Below are 18416 nucleotides of genomic sequence, written 5' to 3'. Positions count from 1 at the left end.
CGATCGATGAAAAGCGGAGGGAAAAGAATGTCTATTTCCTATCAAACCATTATTGAAAAAATGAAGCGGGAATTAAATGATATTGACGATCATACTTCAGAAAAAGACATCCATTCGAAAATGTATGCGATCCAATCACTTGCTGATGTTGTTCTGTCATCTAAAGGAGATGGTTTCTCCTCTAAACCAGTTGAAAACTATGCTCCTGAAAAGGCTGAAACAGAAAGTGAAGTTTCTGACATGGAAGCAAGGGCAATGGGACTCAAAAAGCCTTCAAAATCCCAGAACCGATTGGATGAGCAGGATGCGAATGGGGAGTCAATTTTTGATTTTTAACCGCTTGAAGGAGCGTTCTTGAAATGAAAATCTTATTATTAATTGGAGCTATTAACGGATTTATTGCTGTGGCACTAGGAGCATTTGGTGCCCATGGACTAGAAAGCCGCTTAAGCGAAAAGATGCTTCAGACATGGGAGAAGGCTGTGCAATATCAGATGTTCCATACGATGGCCATCTTCATTGCAGCAGTACTACTCATGAGAAGTGAAATATCAAGCTTTTCAACAGCAGGTTGGGTATTTTTAATCGGAATTGTACTGTTTTCCGGAAGTTTATATATCTACTCTGTTACTGGAATCAAAGCGCTCGCGATGATTACCCCTGTGGGAGGCTTGGCTTTCTTGATTGGTTGGATCATCCTTGGGTACGCAGTAACGAAAATCGTATAATAGACATTAGCTGACGCTTTCTAACAGGAGAGCGTCAGTTTTTGATTAATTAACTGAACCTATTTCTGATTTAACCAAACCTATTTCATTTTCAACGACACCTACTAATCGCATAGAGTTTATTTTTTAAGTACATAAATAGATTACTTTATCATTCATGGGTTATGTGGCAAAATAAAGAATGAGTAGTCGTAAAGGGAGGTATAAGCATGAAATCATTCGATCAAATGAATAACAATAATGAAAATAATGGTGAAAAGAAGAGTAACCAGTTCACGATAATGAAAGATGACTCAACGGACGGCCATGGTGGTTATGGTGTCGGAACGATCAGCCTTGAAAATATGTCTCCGTTGATTGTAGACCCTAATGAAGACAAGGTATGGGTTGATATGGCGGCAATGCATGCTAGAAGTGCAGTGGAAAAACGAATCCGCTTCTCTACGAATAAAGAGGATGTTCCAAATGGAAAGCCATATTGGATTGTGTGGGTCACAGTTGAACGAGGGGATGGTGGACCTCATTATTATGGAGCTGCCGCGAGTGAACTTTTAGTGGACCGGGAAGCTCGTAGAGGATACAAAATTTTAGCTGAACACGTGAACCATATGGATAAATCACTGAAAGGTCGCTATGTTCTGGAACATATGGATGATCATTCAAAAAAGCTACTGCGTGATTTTCTGATGGATTTCAATGAAGAATATTGGGCTAACTCCCGCTTGGTGCTTAAGGGAATCTTAGCCTAAATTTATGAATGAATTGTGAACATTTCACGTTTCAATTGTACTTTTTGAAAATCCTTTGTAAAATGGAGTCAAACATGGGGTTATCATGTTTATTAGGACACATAAACGGGGTTGGCTGATCTTCTTCTATCGGTCAACCCCGTTTATATTTTATAAGAATGTATTTCCCCGGTTTATATTGTCATGAATGGTGTTGTAACACTACAAAGGATAGCAACAGGTGTGATCAAAGGTAATAATGAAATGTGAATGGGTGAAAAGGAAAGGCCTCAGCTTAAGCTGAGGCCTTCTTGTCTCTCATTTGGGGTAAGAGACGGTATATGTTAAGGGGATAACATAAATTTATTTATTTCAACATGTAATCGACTATTTTTTGATCGATTTTTCCGTAATCTTGCTCGCGCTCTTCGAAATTCTCCGAATGAATATAGTCACGGAGTGCTTTGTAAAATGCGTTATCATCTGTGCGGTTCGCATTTTCTAAAAATGCGTTCTCGACTAACTTGTCAGTGAGTTGTGCCTGTAACGAAGGATTTATCTCTACGACATCATTTGGATCAGTTTGACCAAAATAGAGTTGTTGTAGTTGATAAACCCTCATTAACTCTTGTATTGGGCTTTTGTGATCGTCAACTCTTAAGTCAACGGCTCGATCGTTGAAGCCACCGTAACCGCCTTGTTCTTTTACAATGAGCAAGGCAGCTGATTGCATTCCTCTGCTATCACCACCAGCCTTATTACCGGCCTCAAGAGCATTTAATAAACGCTCAGCAAGCGGAAGAGATTTTTGGGACTGAAAGGTTTCCTTCATCGATGTAACAGTTTCTTTATTAACAAGTATATTCCCTTGTGCAGCCACATGAGGTTCTGATTGTCCACCGGCCCAAGAATAACAATCGGGCCCGGTGTATGTTGCACTATTTCCATTTGAATCAACAATTCCGACTTGACGCATGGAAGGATTTTCATCCTCTTTAATTAATTGATCTAATGCTTCCTCTGCAGAGTATCCTTTTTCCAACAATTCTAGACCTCTTGGGCCGTAAGAAGTGTTTGCCATTGATTGTGTCGCCACGGCTCCAACGCCAGCTTTTGCCCAAGGTACAACTGCACCTACTGCTAAAAACTTAGATTGGACAGCTATTCCTAGTTCGTTTGTTTCGGGGTCGAAACCTACGATAGAAAAGGTCGAGACAATGTCTTTCGAATATTCGCTCATAATCTTCCTCCTAAGTACGGTGATGGCAGGCTACAAAATGATCGGGACTGATTTCTACCCACTCTGGTTTCTGCTCACTACAGACTTCCGTTGCGATTGGGCAACGAGTGTGGAATGGGCATCCTTTCGGTGGGTCTGAAGGACTTGGTAAATCACCTGTAAGTTTGATTTTTTCCTGTTTACGACCAGGTATTGGACGAGGAATCGCATTCAAGAGTGCTTCTGTATAAGGATGGGTAGGGTTTTCATACAATTCGTCAATTGGAGCCCATTCCACCATGTGCCCGAGATACATTACTAGAATTTTGTTGCAAAAATGTCTGACTACACCTAAATCATGAGAGATAAATAGGTACGTTAATTCGTACTTATCCTGAATGGTTTGAAGTAACTTCAAGACTTGGGCTTGTACAGACACGTCTAGTGCGGAGACAGCCTCATCGCATACAATCAATTCCGGATTAAGCGCAATTGCTCTAGCAATCCCGATTCTTTGACGTTGCCCACCGCTAAACTGGTGAGGGTAATTGTAATAATGAGAGGCGTTTAAACCAACTTCATTTAAAAGACCAACTACACGCTCTTGACGTTCCTTCTTTGATAGATCCGTATGAATGACGAATGGTTCCTCTAATGTATCGCCAATTCTTTGCCGCGGATCAAGTGATGCAAATGGGTCTTGGAAAATCATTTGCATGTCTTTCTTAAACTTTTTGAAGCTTTTTTCTTTGATATTGGTGATATCGTGATTCTTAAAATAAACTTTTCCTTTGGTAGCTTCTTCAAGTCCTAGGATCGTTCTACCTAAAGTGGACTTACCACATCCTGATTCGCCGACGATGCCGACTGAGTCCCCGGTTTCGACTTCAATTGAAATATCATTTACTGCATAAACATGGTTTTGAACACGCTTAAGAATTCCGCCGCGAATGGGGAAGTGCTTATTCAGTTGTTCAAGTTTCAATATTGGCTGAGTTGTTTCGCTCATATTCATCTTCCTCCTGTAGCCAGCAACGTACGGAATGATCAACTCCTGGGTTAAATGTCGGCGGAGAGTGTATCGCACATTTCTCCATCGCGAATTCACAGCGGTCGACAAACGGACAGGCATCTGATCGATCTTTTAAACTTGGCAGTTGCCCTGGGATAGGCTCTAAGTTGTGTTCTTTATCATCGACGTTAGGGACGGACTTTAACAAACCTTTTGTGTAAGGATGTTGTGGATGATTAAAAATGCTATAAGCATCCGCCTCTTCTATTTTTTCTCCTGCGTACATGACCATGACCCGATCCGCGACTTCTGCTACAACACCCATATCATGGGTGATTAATACCACACCCATATTGAACTCTTTCTTCAAGTCGTCAATTAGATCGAGGATTTGTGATTGAATCGTCACGTCAAGTGCTGTAGTAGGTTCATCCGCAATTAATAGTTGTGGTGAACACGCAAGTGCAATGGCTATCATCACGCGTTGCCTCATTCCGCCACTCAGCTCGTGAGGGTATTGGTGCATACGTTTCTCAGGAGAAGGAATGCCGACTTGGTTCAAAAGCTTTATTCCTTGGTTATGGGCCTGCTTCTTAGACATTTTTTTATGTATACGAAGAGGTTCCCGCAGCTGAAATCCGACATTGAAAACTGGATTAAGCGCTGTCATTGGTTCTTGGAAGATCATTGAGATGTCGTTCCCTCGGATTTGACGCATTTCCACTTGCGATAATTTTGTTAAGTCTTGACCATTAAATAGAATTTCCCCTTGAGAAATCTCACCATTATTCGGAAGTAATTGCATCATTGAAAGGGAAGTAATGCTTTTTCCGCAACCTGATTCACCAACGATACAAAGTGTTTCTCCTTTATTAACATGAAAAGAAACATCCCGGACAGCGGGAAGTAATCCGTCTGCTGTCCGAAATGAAGTGGTCAGGTTATTTACTTGCAATAACTTTTGCGACATTGAAAACACTCCTAGTTTTTAGAGAACTGATAGAGTTCCCATCTTCCTGTTGGATCCATTTCAAAGCCTTCAATTGATTCATGAACTCCGGCTGCTACGACACCGTGATGCATGGGAGCCCACGCGACATCTTCTACAACAATTTCGTTTGCTTGTTGTAAGTACTCAGCTCGTTCATTCTGGTCTGTAGTCGTTCTTGAAGCTTCAACTAACTCATCAACCTCTTCATTAGAATATTGCATGCGGTTGGATGAACCGATGTTATCTGTGTGAAGATTTGGATAGAGTAGCTCGCTACCGTCTGCGGTTGTATTGGACCAGCTTAAGAAAGTAAGGTCAAAATCACCTTCAGCGGTCATATCTAAGAAAGTACCCCACTCGATCATTTCAATATTGACGTTCAGTCCTACTTCAGAGAGTTGTGCTTGTACAATTTCTGACATGTTCAGGAATAAGTCGCGATTTGCAACAAGTAAATTTAATTCGATTTCATCGTAGCCATTTTCTTCTATAATTTGTTGAGCTTGTTCTGGATCGTAGTTAAACCCTAACTCTTCTGCACTTTCGTCGTAGCCAAATACTTTCGGTCCAATAATACTGTTTGAGCGAACTCCTAGTCCATCTAATGTTTCCACATATGCGTCCCGGTCAATGGCATGAGAGAGTGCTTTTCTGAAGTCGAATTCGTTCATTGGTTCTTTTTCGTGGTTAAAGCCAAAGTAATAGACGGGTGTTCCTTCTTTCGTAACGACTTCAATTGAATCATTAGACTCTAATCTAGTTAAATGTTCTGCCGTTACTCCATCTATAAAGTCTACTTCACCAGTTTCCATCATAGAAATTGCAGTAGAAACAGAAGGGACAACTTTAAATGTCGCTTGATCAATTTCTGGTTCACCTTGCCAGTAGTCCTCATTTTTCTCTAACACTATCTGATCACCTTTAGCCCACTCGACAAATTTGTAAGGACCTGTTCCAACAGGTTCCTCGTTTAAGTTCTGTCCTTCATTGGCTTCTGGACTCACAATCGAAGCATTCGAATGGGAGAGTGCTGCAAGCATTGCACCATATGGCTCAGTCGTGTTGATCACGACAGTGTATTCATCTTGTACTTCAACACTTTCAATTGGTTCGAGTAATGAAGCTCTTGGTGCCGCAGTCTCTGGATCTAAAAATGTATCGAATGTATATTTGACAGCCTCTGCATTAAAGGGTGTGCCGTCATGGAATTGAATATCTTCTTTTAACGAAATCACCCAAGTCTTGTCATCTGGGGTTTCATATGATTCAGCTAAACGAGGTTCGATGTCACCTGATTCTAAGTTTCTTGTGAATAATGTTTCGTACATTTGCTCAATGACTCGTGAAGATACGCTATCGTTTGTCAAAATTGGCGATAGCCCAACAGCATCTGAAGTTGATGCATAAGTAACGGCGGTGTCTTCATCGCTTGAGGCTTCCTCTGATGATTCACTTGAAGTATCTGTAGAACCTTCATCACTTGATTCTTCTGAATCTCCTGAATCACCACTACATGCTGCCAAGAGAAGTCCTAACAACAATACCAACATAAATATGAGTTTCTTCATTCTTTTTTCCCCCTATATTAATTATTTAGATCCATATTTGGATCTAATGCATCCCTTAATCCATCGCCCACGACGTTAAAAGCGAATACGACTAACATAATTGCAATCCCCGGAATAATCGTCATGTGAGGTGAGGTCCACATGTAATCTTGTCCTGCTGCGATCATCGCACCCCATTCTGGAGTAGGAGGCTGAGCTCCTAAGCCTAGGAAACTTAATGCAGATGTCGATAGGATTGCAGTTGCCATTCTCATCGTGGCAAATACAATGATCGGTGCTGTAATATTCGGCAAAATGTGCTTAAACATAATCCGAAGATTACTAGAACCAAGTGATCGTTGGGCGAGTACATATTCTTCCTTTTTGGCTGATAAAACGCTACCTCTGACAATTCTGGCGCAGACGGGAATGGACCAAATACTGATAGCGATGACCACATTTACTAGACTTGTGCCAAGTATTGCAATAACAAGCATTGCTAAGAGAATACCTGGAAATGCGAAGAGGAGGTCCATGATTCTCATGACCAAGTTATCGAGCCGGCGGTAATAACCCGCTGCCATTCCTAGAAGGACTCCTCCGACTAGACCGAGACCGACTGCGCCAATCCCCACTAGAATTGAGATTCTCGCTCCGTAAACAATTCGACTCCACATATCTCGTCCAAGATTATCTGTTCCTAGCCAGTGACCTTCAGAACCTACTGGCAGCTCCCTGCTTGTTAAATCTTGTGAATCTGGATCGTAAAATGTAATGAACTCGGCAAAAACTGCTAATAAAATTTGGATGGAAATGATGATTAAACCGATTACGGCCAGCTTGTTTTTAACCAATCGCTTTGCAATGTTCTTTGTATAGCTTTCTTTCTCTAATTCATTTAGATTTACAGATTTTGAAGTGATTTCTGACACCATGGTCTCCCCCCCTTTCGATTAATCAATACTAATTCTTGGATCAATAAAAATATAAATGATATCAACCATTAGGTTGACTACCACAAACAAGCTCGCGACTAATAATACGGCCCCCTGGACCATAGGGAAATCACGGTCGGCAATGGAGTCAATCATCAACCGACCTACACCATTAATTGCGAAAACTTGCTCAACGATGATGGTGCCACCTAATAGAAAACCGAAATTCATTCCAATTACAGTTATGACAGGGATCATTGCGTTTCTCATACAATGAACCATGATGATCACGCGTTCGTGGACCCCTTTTGCACGAGCGGTTCGAACGAAGTCGGACCGAACAACTTCTAACATAGATGATCGAGTCATTCTAGCAATTAATGCTGCCGCGCCAGTGCCGAGAGTTATAGCCGGTAAGATTAACTGCTTAGCTCCTTCAATTGTCCATAGTGGAGCACTAAGACCACCAGCTGGGAGCCACTGTAAATTGACAGCGAATAACAGGATCAACAATGTTCCTAGCCAAAAGTTAGGGATGGATATTCCTGCTAAAGCACCTGTTGTCGTGAAGACGTCTAACCAGGAATTTTGTTTTAAGGCTGAGATTATACCAGCTGTAACACCGACAACGATTGCGACAATGATACTAGCGATTGCTAAATTCAATGTATTTGGAAAACGAGTTACGATTGCCTCATTAACTGATTGGCCTGATTGGTATGAATATCCAAGGTCGCCTTGGAAAACTCCGCTTATGTAGTTCCAATATTGAATAAGTAACGATTGATTAAGCCCTAAATTTTCTCGAATGGCTTGGATATCTGAATCCGTAGCGGTAGGACCACCAATTATTCTGGCAGGATCTCCGGGTGCCAAGTGCATGCTGAAAAATACGATGATTGAGATTCCAATCAATAAAAAGAACATCTGAACGAATCGTCGAATAATTAATCCTGCCATAAGGAAACTTCCTTTCAATTCTATTTATTCTGAAAAATGAATATGATATTAATTATAAACAAAAAAATTAAAAAATCAATAAATTAATACCTAAATATAAATAAAAAATAAATTAAAATTACATTTTGTAAATTTTATAGCAAAAATATATTCATATTGAAAATAAAATGCCAAGATTAGGGTGTTATTTCGTCATTATGCAAGGGGAAATGATAATAAACACATCAATATAACTGAGATTTTAATTATTTATTTTCAAATTAACGTATATTTTTCCAATTATAGTTTCATTTTGTAATAAATTTTAGGAGGAATGAACATCAAAAAAGCCTATGCAACTTTATAAGCTACATAGGCAGATGTTAATTTATGAAGAACTGGGTTCACTACAGGTCTTAGTCGGTTCTGTTCCCTTAAGGTAATACATAATCTTGGTTCGGTCTTCGCAGGCAGGCCCTTCGAGAAGGCCGGTTATTGGATCGACTTTGACACCTTGGACCCCAGTTGGGACTCGGAATGGTTCGATTGGAAGGTCGGCGTGTAATTTTTCCATATAGGTTGCCCAAACATTTTTAGCTACACGTTGGTCTTGGGTGCGTTTGATTTCTGTATTGTCATCGAACCCTGTCCATACTGCAGTCGTGTACTCAGGGCTATAACCAATCATCCAGCTATCGCTTGGTGTGCTCCCTGATTTACCTGCATAGGGTCTTGAGAGCTGATTAGCCACGGTTGCACCTGTTACTTGCATATAACCGTTGAGACGTGTGTCGAACATCCCTGTTAGTAAATGTGTTAACACGAAAGCGTAATTTTCTTCGAGTAATCTCTCTGGCGGTTCTGGACTGTGTTGGTATATTACATTACCATTGCGATCGACGATTTTTTCAAGGGCATATGGCTCCACCGACCATCCTTCATTACCTAAGATGCTATAAGCACGTGCCATCTCATAGGGAGAGATGGAAGCTGGACCTAGAGCGAGTGAAGGTACTGCTGGAAGATCGCTTTCAATTCCGAAGGTTCGTGCTGCTTCAATGAGATTTTCCGGTTGTACGAACATATTCGTTTTAACTGCGTAAATATTATCTGACAGAGCAACTGCCTGAGCTAAAGTGATCGGATGTTCAGCGTAATGATTATTAAAATTTGCTGGTGTATATTCTTTTCCATTGTCTAAGGTAAAAGAAGTCGGTCGGCTTTCAAGGGTGGTTGAAGGTGTATATCCATATACAAGCGCTGCGTAGTACAAAAATGGCTTGAAAGTAGACCCTGTCATACGCTTTGATTGAATCACCCGGTTGTATGGGCTTTTGTCAAAATCTTTTCCACCTTGCAGGGCCACGATTTTACCCGAATGATGATCGATTGTGATTGCGCCAATCTGTAGTTCTCCTTCAGGTATCGTCTCGAGAACAGTGGATTCTAGCTCTTTTTGAGCCTCGGGTTGCATCGTTGTATAAATATGATATCCTTCTCCTTCTAACTGATCCCGGTCGATATCAAGCAGCTCTGAAGCTTGGTTCAACACATAATCTGTGAAATATTGTCCGGACGAACGATCATCAACAGAAGCGGTTGTAATCACATTCACATCCGATGCGACTGCATCATTATATTGGGACTTTGTGATTTTACCAGTTTCATGCATCCTTTTTAAAATCCAAGACTGTCGATCAAGAGCATTGGTTTCTGATTGAATCGGAGAATAAACGGATGGACCTTTCGGGATTCCTGCGAGAAGTGCAGCTTCTTCTAACTCAAGTTCTGAAGACTCTTTATCAAAATAATACTGGCTGGCAGCCTCGATTCCGTATTGTCCATGACCGAAGTATATGGTGTTTATATAACCTTCAAGAATTTCATTTTTAGATTGGAAAATCTCTAAACGAAGTGCGATCAAAGCTTCATTGATTTTTCTTTCCCATGATTTGGTGTGAGTAAGAAAAATGTTTCTCGCGTATTGTTGGGTAATTGTGCTTGCTCCTTGACCTTTATTCATGGAGAGAATATTATGATATATCGCCCCACCGATCCTTTTGAAATCGAAACCGAAGTGGTCATAGAAGTGTTGGTCCTCTGCTGCAATAAATGCATCGATAACATGTGGAGAAATCTCATCGAGTTCTAACCAGAACCGGTTTTCTATCCCTCGTTCGATAGATATGATCTCACCGTTTTGGTCGTATATGACAGTGTTTTCCTCAATATCATAAATCGGTGGCCCTTGTAATACTGAGTAAATGATTATAACCACAGCAAATGTAAGTGAAAATGCCACAAAAGCTGTAATCAAAGTAAGTATTTTTTTAATCATATCAGTCTCTCCTAAAACAACCCTTGATATTACTTAGTATGGGAGTTGAGAGAAAGAATTAAACATCAATAAAATACTTCTCTTACGGCGTGAAATTCGCTATAATAGACTTATTCTTATTTTTTAGTAGTCTATAGAGAAAAAGTTATTAAATACATAGAACGAGATAGAGAGACATCGTCCCTATCAGGGGTCAACTAGGAGAAATTCATCTTAAGATTTTATGGCATATTTGAAGTCGTTTATCGAATATGTCTAAAAGAGAGGACGATCATTTTGCAAGATCAAATGATTGATGTAAGCATCCAGATCAAAACAGAGATCAAGGATGAAAACGGGGAAGAAACTATTACAAGAAAAGAAAACGGTCAATACGTTCATAAAGAAGGTTTCCATGTGTTGAAGTATGAGGAACACATTGAGGAGATCGGCGATGTATCAACTACCCTGATCATCCAAGATTCAAAGATTACTTTAAAGCGGGAAGGTGCGATTAAAATGCAACAGATTTTTCGCATTGGTAAACATACGGAAAGTGTTTACTATCATCCGTATGGAAGCTTCCGTATGGAAACAGAAACATATCGAATGGAGTTCCATAAGAGTATTGATAATAAAATGGGCAAGCTATTCATAGTATACGACGTAATAATGAATGAAGAAGAGCCGAGAAATTATACTCTGGCGGTCGAGTTTGAAGAGGAGGACGTATAGGTGAATGTCGTTGGGCAAATAGAAGAGCAACTCAAAACAGCAATTGAAGAAGCGGTATTAGAAGCGGGTTTGGCAACTAGGGAAGAACTGCCAGAAGTCGTTTTGGAAACCCCCAAAGATAAAAATCACGGTGATTATGCAACAAACATGGCGATGCAACTGGCAAGAATCGCTAAAAAAGCACCTCGTCAAATCGCTGAGGAACTTGTCGATCATCTTGATAAAGATAAAGGGTCGGTCAAGCAAGTCGAAATCGCTGGTCCAGGATTCATTAATTTCTTTCTAGACAAATCTTATTTAACGAAGGTCGTCACAACGATTTTGAATGAAAGAGAAGCTTATGGACAAACGAACGTGGGCGATCAAAAAAGAGTCCAAATAGAATTCGTATCTGCAAACCCTACGGGAACGTTGCACTTGGGTCATGCTCGTGGCGCAGCTTTCGGCGATGCTCTTGCTAATGTGATGGAAAAAGCAGGTTACGAGGTGGAACGTGAATACTACATTAACGATGCAGGAAATCAGATTGATAATCTAGCGGCGTCCATGGAAGCTCGTTATTTTCAGGAATTAGGCAAAGATGTTGAAATGCCTGAAGATGGGTATCAAGGCAAGGATATCATTGAGTTGGTAAAAGAGCTTGTCCAAGAGCAAGGAGATTATCTAGCGGGTCTTGAGCGTGAAGATCGTTTAAGTAAATTCAGAGAGTTTGGATTAAAATACTTGTTGGATCGAATCGAGCAAGATTTGATCAATTATCGAGTACCATTCGACTCGTGGTTTTCAGAGACATCATTATACAATCAGGATTTGGTATCCAAGGCAGTTGAAAAGCTTCGTGAGAACGGCTACGTTTATGAAGCTGAAGGTGCGACTTGGTTTAAATCGACTGAATTCGGCGACGATAAAGATCGCGTATTAGTAAAGAACGATGGCACTTATACGTATTTGACTCCTGATATAGCCTATCACGAGAATAAGATTCAGCGCGGTTTCAACCAGTTGATCAATGTGTGGGGAGCGGACCATCACGGCTATGTGAATCGTATGCAAGCTGCGATTCAAGCGCTTGGCTATCCAAAAGGGATTTTAGAAATTAAAATTGCTCAGATGGTCAACTTATTCGAAAACGGTGAAAAAGTGAAGATGAGTAAACGTACAGGGAACGCGGTAACGATGAATGAATTAATTGATGAAGTAGGATTAGATGCTACTCGTTACTTCTTCATCATGCGTTCAAACGACTCTCACTTGGATTTCGATATGGATTTGGCTAAATCTCAATCAAATGATAATCCAGTATATTATGTACAGTATGCACATGCGCGCATTTGCAGTATGTTACGCCAAGCAGAAGAGAAAGGCGTGAATATAGATGGTACGCCTGATCTAAGCTTACTTGGTTCTGAAAAGGAAAATGACTTGCTGAAACGTTTAGGTGATTACCCTCAAGTAATTGCTGAAGCGGCGAGCAAGAAGATGCCGCATCGGGTCCCTCAGTATGTGTTCGAATTAGCAGCTGAATTACACAGCTTCTATAATGCGGTGAAGGTCATTGATTTAGAACAGCCAGAATTGACTAAATCAAGAATTGCCTTGATGAAAGCTGTTCGTGAAGTAATTGCTGATGCATTGAAATTAATCGGTGTACACGCTCCAGAAAAAATGTAATAGATAAAAATAATAAACCCTGCCGTTATCAAACGGCAGGGTTTTGTATCTTCATAATCATGCTCACCTACAGAGTAATCGGTTCGATTTGCGCTACATGTTACCCGTTAAACGGATACTCATACTCGATTTCTTCATCGAATGAAACATAATCCAGGTAAATCATTAATAACAGATACCATTTACCATTTTGGGGATCCGCTACGACGATATGGTCTTTTCCGGCCTCTTCAATAATCCCTTTGAAGATTTTCTCTCCCCATTGAGCATTGTTTTCGAAAGTCATATACACAGTCGCTTCTTTGCCTCGATTCAACCGTAGTATATTTTCTATATAGGATTGTTCTCGACCGAGTCCACCGACACCTGAGGTTGGGAACATGCCCATTCCTGATGGACCGCTTGTTCCTGGGTAACCACCGTATCCAGCTCCCGCAACCATTGAGCCAGGCCCCATTCCTTGTGAGCTAGGGCCCATTCCTTGCGAACCAGGTCCCATTCCTTGTGAGCCAGGCCCCATTCCATATGAACCAGGCCCCATATTAGGGTATCCGCTCATATTTTGCGGCATACCATTATACCCTGACCCAGCTACTTGGTTCCCCCAAGGCATTCCAGCACCATGTGACCCGTAGCTGTTGTTATTTTTTTGGGCTTGAACGTTTGGTTTTGCTTGGTTCATATTATTCTGTGCCCCTGCAGTCATTTGCTGGTTTGGATACCAGCCCTGCCCTGGATTGTTCCCTGTATAGGGCTGTTGCGCAGGCTGTTTATATCCTGCACGTGAATCTTTTTTAGGTCCTTGATTCTTGTTGTTCTTTGAATCATCTGCCATTATATAACCTCCCTTTGAAATAACCATGTGAGACTTTTAAAACACATTAGGACATTCAGATGCTAATGGAGCATAGAAACAGTGAGATTTAAATCTCCCAGTATTCCATTGGCCGAACCATTGAGGTGGACAAGGGCCATCAGGCATAAAAAACCACAAAGAATTTCGCCCTGGATTGAACCTTTCCCCACTTACGTTTCTTCTGGCTAGTCGAATATCCTTTTCCCTAGCGCGTTGGTAAAAATATGACTCTTGTACGGCCTCGAAGCCACCAGGTGACTGATAGATCATCTGTGGTAACGTTCGAATCTCAGTGAAATCCAAGCAATCAGCGAGTACCCGGTTCACCCCCACATTTCCAACCAAAAGCATCCCTTGCTGGCCTTCTCCCTCTGCTTCTGCACGCATTAATCGAGCGAGTTCTCTTATTTGAGCTTCATTGTGTGCGATAACTGCCAACTCGTAACCACCTCTTTTCCTACGTGCATCACTCGTTCAATGTATATGAAATATATTTTTGAAAAAGAAGTAAAAAGTTATTGCTTTTTAGGTTGGTTTGTTATATGGTTAATTACATAAGTAACTAACCAAATAGGTGGTGAGGTTCATTGACTATTCGACTGAATGACGATCAACCAATTTTTCAACAAATTGCTGAATTGATTGAAGCAAATATTATAGATGACAGCATCAAGGAGGGAGAGCAAGTACCTTCCACGAATGAAATAGCCAAACACTACCAGATCAACCCTGCAACAGCGGCAAAAGGAATCAATCTACTCGTCGATGAGGGAGTTCTTTATAAGCGAAGGGGGATCGGTATGTTCGTTTCGGAAACTGCGAAATCGAAAATCATCAAGAAGAAGAAGAACGAATTTTATCACCAGTTCATTCAACCTATGATTCTTGAAGCGAAGAGAATTGAAGTTACTGAAGAACAAATTACTAATTGGGTGAAAGAGGGGATGAAACATGAAGATTGAAGCAAAAGAGTTACGTAAAGTATATGGGAAAGAAGTTGCTTTGCAATCTTTCAGTTCTAAACTTGAAGGCGATAAGATTATAGGGTTATTAGGAAAGAATGGAGCCGGTAAAACGACATTCCTACGATTGTTGGCGGGGCATTTTCAGCCTTCAAAAGGTGACTTGACTGTCGGCGGGGAGAAACCGTTCAATAATCGTAATGTCTCAAAAGATATTTGCTTTGTAGCGGAGGCAAATAATTTTAAAGAGAAATTCAGAGTACGCGACGTTTTAAAAGTAGCTTCGAAGTATTATCCTAACTGGGACCATGCTCGTGCGATGGAACTTGTGAAAGTCTTTAAATTAAAAGAACGCCAGAAAGTAAAGGGCTTGTCGAAAGGAATGTCCTCAGCATTGGGGATTATCATCGGTCTTGCGAGTAGAGCTCCAATCACGATCTTTGATGAGCCATACATCGGGCTAGACGCATCATTCCGTTCGACTTTCTATGACTTGTTGTTAGAGGAATATGAGCTACATCCAAGAACATTCATTTTATCGACTCACCTGATCGATGAAGTGAGTAAGCTTTTTGAAGAGGTTGTCATCATACATGAAGGTGAGCTTATGCTACACGAGAAGGCGACAGATTTATCAGAGCAACACCTTTTAGTATCTGGAAAAGATGAACAGGTTGAGTCGTTTGTTAAGGACAAAAATGTAATTCATCAAACGAATTTGATCGGTCAAAAATCAGCAATCATTTATGGTGGAGAGTTCGATGAACAAGAAGCACAAGCGATAGGCTTGAAAACAGAACACTGCTCCATTCAGGAGTTGTTTGTACATTTAACGAAAGAAGAGGTGACGAACCATGTTTCATAATGTGAAAGCTAACCTTTATTTCATGGCAAAAGATACCTTGAATTCTATAGTGATTTTTTGGTCGATTTACTTGTTGTTTATAGCTGCTTTCTTACTTTTGGCAAGCTACACTCCAAACTCAACCATCATGATGACAACAGTATTGCCAGCCGTTATTTTCACTGTCATATTCGGGATAATGCTAGTAAAAGAAACATTTCCTTATATTATTAAGTTAGGATCTACTCGTCATACTTATTTTGTATCGGTGCTAGTATATATAATTTTGTTTGCTATTGTGATGACAATAATCAGCCAAACGACTACATGGGGGATTATGCAATTGCAGCAAGGTTTGGGTGTAGGGAACTTCGAGATCTTCACATTCAATGGTGAGCTAGAAGAGAGTTTGCCTTTACTAAGTACGTTGGGTTATGAAATGATGATTTATTCACTGATTCTATCTTCGAGCCTTCTAATTGGTATGATTTTCTTCAGGTTTGGTTTCTTAATCGGAGGGCTTATCTTTGCAGTAGCTATCGCAATGCTCTTCATAGAACCAATACTATTGAATGTAGGAGAGTTCGTAATTAATATGAATATTTTTGGACCGAACTATCAACCTGAATACCTTGCTTATGTCATAGGTGTGACGCTTATCCTTTCTTGGATGATCATCCGCAATGCGAGTATCGTCGATCAGATTAGTAAAAAATAAGTGCATTCTTGAAAGGAGGAGAAGTGTTGGTTAAGTCACTTCTTCATTTAGAAGGGTTATTCATTCTAGCTGTAAGTGTTTTTGTCTATTATCAAATGGAGTATAGTTGGTTGTTGTTTTTAATACTATTGTTCACACCCGATCTTTCCATGTTGGGCTATATCTTCAATAATAGTGTAGGAGCTATGTGTTATAACTTGGTTCATACTTACACTCTAGCGATTTTGTTAATTGGAGTTGGGTATTTTGGAGCGGTCGATGCTGTATTAGCCATAGGGTTGATTTTGGCTGCCCATATCGGTATGGATAGAATGATAGGCTATGGACTTAAATATCCTACAGATTTTAAAGATACACACCTGAATAAAGTTTAATTTTAAAAAAGATCCTGTGTTTTCGTTCACACAGGATCTTTTAACATATTATACGTGTAATACTTTTTCAAGCTCTTCGCGATCTCTGCGGTGGCCCACATAGAAAGAACCGAAGTCCGCGAAGCGCGCACTTACTTCGTCGAAGCGCATTTCATAGATTAGTTTTTTGAATTGTAACGGGTCATGTGCGAATAATGTTACGCCCCATTCCCAGTCGTCTAAACCTTGGCTACCAGTAATCATTTGACGAACCTTACCAGCATATTTACGTCCTGTTTGGCCGTGCGCATACATCAGTTTGCCTCGTTCATCTTTTGATTCCATATACCAGTTATCTTCTCCTAAGCGACGTTTGTCCATAGGGTAGAAGCAAACGTGATCCCATTTAGGGAAAATCGGCTTAAGACGGGCCTGAAGTTCTGGGTCAGTGTCAGGATCTTTCCCATAAGCCATATATGTCGATAATTCAACTACTGAGATGTATGAATACGATTGAGTAAGGAACTCCGCCATTTTTGATTTATTCAATGATGATTCTAGTTCAGTAAGTTCTTCCATAGTCGGGCGAGCATTCAAGAACATTAAATCCGCTTTGTGGCCGACAATCATGTAAAAACCGAAGCTACCTATCTTGTCCGATTCGATATCTTCCCAAGCTGCCATCATATGATTCAGTTCGCTTAAAGCTTGTTCGCGCTCTTCACTAGATGCTTTCTTCCATTTTGCCCAATCTACTTTACGAAAATCATGTAAACAATACCATCCATCTAATGTTTCAACTGCTTCTGGCATGTTTGTCACTCCTTCTATATTCAATATTACTCTATTTATATACCACTACCACTATAACACAAGGGGCTAAGACGTTTAAAAGAAACAGTCATGAACGTTTTGTGTCGTCGGTTGATGACTTGATTTTGTTATTACGGTCTTCCATTAATTTCTGTCTAGATTCGAACCATTCGAGCTCTTGGTGATTAAAAGGTCGATGATCCACTTGTACCCCATGTTCGGTCAGTTTATCAGTGATCATTTTCATCACTTGTTCGACCGTCAAAGGGGTCTGCAACAATTGCTCCAATGATTGCATCACATCAGGGTCAACTTCCGGATAAGTGAATTTTGTGGATTCACCTTTAATAGATCGCTCGTAGAATTCTTTTAAAAGACGAGCGCGCTCAGCTCCGTCACCCTCCACGCATAAGTAGACTTGTACAGCGGATGCATTCTTTACCCTCCGTTGGGAAATACCAGCGAACTTTTTCCCACCAATACTCAAATCATAAGTTCCTGGGCAGTAAGAGGTTTCGATTTCGTATGCTTCAATGGAAGATTTGTACTCTTTGAAGAGCCATTGAATGAATTCAACCATCGCTTCGTATCCGTCATGTATGTCGTATTTTTTATAATCAGGGAAAACGAGCGAGACATTAAGTATACCTTCATCTAAAACCACGGCTAGTCCACCAGAGTTACGAATGATCGTGTCGTATGAGTGATCGACCAGATACGAAAGCCCTTTAACTATAAAAGGGAGCCTGCTGTCAGGGATTCCAAGCACAACTGTTGGGCGATGTACCCAAAAGCGCATGGCTGACTCATCACTTTCACTCGCAGCGAGGCAAAGTGTATCGTCTGCGGCAAATGAATTCAGGATTTCAGCTTCATCTGGATCGCTATGATCAATCAGTCTCAGTTTTTCAAATTGTAGTAATGAGTGTTCCATTTTTTATCGTTCCTCTAGTTCATCTTGAATTACTCTTCCATACAAAAGTTTATAGGATTTCGTGAAAAATTGCGAATAGGTTTTTAAGTCAAGGCGCTGTTAAGTTCGGTTTTA

General features: G+C 40.6%; 20 protein-coding genes. 9 read left to right on the top strand and 11 right to left on the bottom strand.

Going from position 1 to position 18416, the window contains the following annotated elements:
• Positions 1–27 precede the first annotated feature (27 nt).
• From CEY16_RS10610 to CEY16_RS10600, 3 genes are all read left to right on the top strand, one after another.
• Positions 28–336: a YwdI family protein gene (locus CEY16_RS10610; protein WP_101331999.1), complete on the top strand. Its 309-nt coding sequence runs from the start codon at positions 28–30 to the stop codon at positions 334–336.
• 23 nt (positions 337–359) lie between these two features.
• Positions 360–728 carry a DUF423 domain-containing protein gene (locus tag CEY16_RS10605; protein ID WP_101331997.1) on the top strand — a complete coding sequence of 123 codons (369 nt, stop codon included), beginning with the start codon at positions 360–362 and terminating at the stop codon, positions 726–728.
• A gap of 209 nt (positions 729–937) precedes the next feature.
• Positions 938–1477, top strand: a complete 540-nt coding sequence (locus CEY16_RS10600) for a YwhD family protein (protein WP_101331995.1) — start codon at positions 938–940, stop codon at positions 1475–1477.
• A gap of 346 nt (positions 1478–1823) precedes the next feature.
• Here CEY16_RS10600 and CEY16_RS10595 read toward each other — a convergent pair whose 3' ends face one another.
• The 7 genes from CEY16_RS10595 to CEY16_RS10565 form a co-directional block, all read right to left on the bottom strand.
• Positions 1824–2696, bottom strand: coding sequence for a DUF1028 domain-containing protein (locus CEY16_RS10595; RefSeq protein ID WP_101331993.1), 873 nt, complete (start codon positions 2694–2696; stop codon positions 1824–1826).
• A 10-nt stretch (positions 2697–2706) separates the two neighbouring features.
• Entirely contained in the window at positions 2707–3684 is a 978-nt protein-coding gene (locus tag CEY16_RS10590; RefSeq protein ID WP_101331992.1) for an ABC transporter ATP-binding protein, read from the bottom strand.
• The gene (locus tag CEY16_RS10585; protein WP_101331990.1) at positions 3650–4657 is read right to left on the bottom strand and encodes an ABC transporter ATP-binding protein; all 1008 of its coding nucleotides are present in this window, start codon (positions 4655–4657) and stop codon (positions 3650–3652) included. Before CEY16_RS10585 ends, CEY16_RS10590 begins: the two co-directional genes overlap by 35 nt.
• Before the next feature lie 11 nt (positions 4658–4668).
• Positions 4669–6246, bottom strand: a complete 1578-nt coding sequence (locus tag CEY16_RS10580) for a glutathione ABC transporter substrate-binding protein (protein WP_101331988.1) — start codon at positions 6244–6246, stop codon at positions 4669–4671.
• Between the two features lie 17 nt (positions 6247–6263).
• Complete coding sequence (locus CEY16_RS10575; RefSeq protein ID WP_101331986.1) at positions 6264–7160, bottom strand: ABC transporter permease; 897 nt, start codon at positions 7158–7160, stop codon at positions 6264–6266.
• A gap of 18 nt (positions 7161–7178) precedes the next feature.
• On the bottom strand, positions 7179–8120 hold the full coding sequence (nikB, locus tag CEY16_RS10570) for a nickel ABC transporter permease (RefSeq protein ID WP_101331985.1): 942 nt from the start codon (positions 8118–8120) through the stop codon (positions 7179–7181).
• Between the two features lie 367 nt (positions 8121–8487).
• Positions 8488–10437 carry a transglycosylase domain-containing protein gene (locus tag CEY16_RS10565; protein ID WP_101331983.1) on the bottom strand — a complete coding sequence of 650 codons (1950 nt, stop codon included), beginning with the start codon at positions 10435–10437 and terminating at the stop codon, positions 8488–8490.
• A gap of 276 nt (positions 10438–10713) precedes the next feature.
• Between CEY16_RS10565 and CEY16_RS10560 the strand changes: the two genes are divergently transcribed.
• Positions 10714–11151: a YwiB family protein gene (locus CEY16_RS10560; RefSeq protein ID WP_101331981.1), complete on the top strand. Its 438-nt coding sequence runs from the start codon at positions 10714–10716 to the stop codon at positions 11149–11151.
• Positions 11152–12822 carry an arginine--tRNA ligase gene (gene argS, locus CEY16_RS10555; RefSeq protein ID WP_101331980.1) on the top strand — a complete coding sequence of 557 codons (1671 nt, stop codon included), beginning with the start codon at positions 11152–11154 and terminating at the stop codon, positions 12820–12822.
• A 100-nt stretch (positions 12823–12922) separates the two neighbouring features.
• Here the strand turns inward: argS and gerQ are convergent, their stop codons facing one another.
• Both gerQ and CEY16_RS10545 read right to left on the bottom strand, forming a co-directional pair.
• The gene (gerQ, locus tag CEY16_RS10550; protein ID WP_202908632.1) at positions 12923–13435 is read right to left on the bottom strand and encodes a spore coat protein GerQ; all 513 of its coding nucleotides are present in this window, start codon (positions 13433–13435) and stop codon (positions 12923–12925) included.
• 258 nt (positions 13436–13693) lie between these two features.
• Entirely contained in the window at positions 13694–14116 is a 423-nt protein-coding gene (locus tag CEY16_RS10545) for a cell wall hydrolase (RefSeq protein ID WP_101331978.1), read from the bottom strand.
• 149 nt (positions 14117–14265) lie between these two features.
• Between CEY16_RS10545 and CEY16_RS10540 the strand changes: the two genes are divergently transcribed.
• Genes CEY16_RS10540 through CEY16_RS10525 form a run of 4 tightly spaced genes read left to right on the top strand, consistent with a single transcriptional unit; the run spans position 14266 to position 16576 of the window.
• Complete coding sequence (locus CEY16_RS10540; RefSeq protein WP_101331976.1) at positions 14266–14640, top strand: GntR family transcriptional regulator; 375 nt, start codon at positions 14266–14268, stop codon at positions 14638–14640.
• The gene (locus tag CEY16_RS10535; protein WP_101331974.1) at positions 14630–15505 is read left to right on the top strand and encodes an ABC transporter ATP-binding protein; all 876 of its coding nucleotides are present in this window, start codon (positions 14630–14632) and stop codon (positions 15503–15505) included. Before CEY16_RS10540 ends, CEY16_RS10535 begins: the two co-directional genes overlap by 11 nt.
• Positions 15495–16202 carry a hypothetical protein gene (locus tag CEY16_RS10530; protein ID WP_101331973.1) on the top strand — a complete coding sequence of 236 codons (708 nt, stop codon included), beginning with the start codon at positions 15495–15497 and terminating at the stop codon, positions 16200–16202. The genes CEY16_RS10535 and CEY16_RS10530 overlap by 11 nt, the downstream gene beginning before the upstream one ends.
• A 26-nt stretch (positions 16203–16228) precedes the next feature.
• Complete coding sequence (locus CEY16_RS10525; RefSeq protein WP_101331971.1) at positions 16229–16576, top strand: DUF4260 domain-containing protein; 348 nt, start codon at positions 16229–16231, stop codon at positions 16574–16576.
• Positions 16577–16624: 48 nt separating this feature from the next.
• On the opposite strand, the gene hemQ is transcribed toward CEY16_RS10525, so the two are convergent.
• The gene (hemQ, locus tag CEY16_RS10520) at positions 16625–17368 is read right to left on the bottom strand and encodes a hydrogen peroxide-dependent heme synthase (protein ID WP_101331970.1); all 744 of its coding nucleotides are present in this window, start codon (positions 17366–17368) and stop codon (positions 16625–16627) included.
• Between the two features lie 88 nt (positions 17369–17456).
• Positions 17457–18302 carry a lipoate--protein ligase family protein gene (locus tag CEY16_RS10515; protein WP_101331969.1) on the bottom strand — a complete coding sequence of 282 codons (846 nt, stop codon included), beginning with the start codon at positions 18300–18302 and terminating at the stop codon, positions 17457–17459.
• Between the last annotated feature and the right edge of the window lie 114 nt (positions 18303–18416).

The organism is Halalkalibacillus sediminis (genome assembly GCF_002844535.1).
Classification (GTDB): Bacteria; Bacillota; Bacilli; order Bacillales; family Alkalibacillaceae; genus Halalkalibacillus_A; species Halalkalibacillus_A sediminis.
Note: the sequence above shows the minus strand (reverse complement) of the source record. Positions and strands in the feature narration are given on the sequence as shown.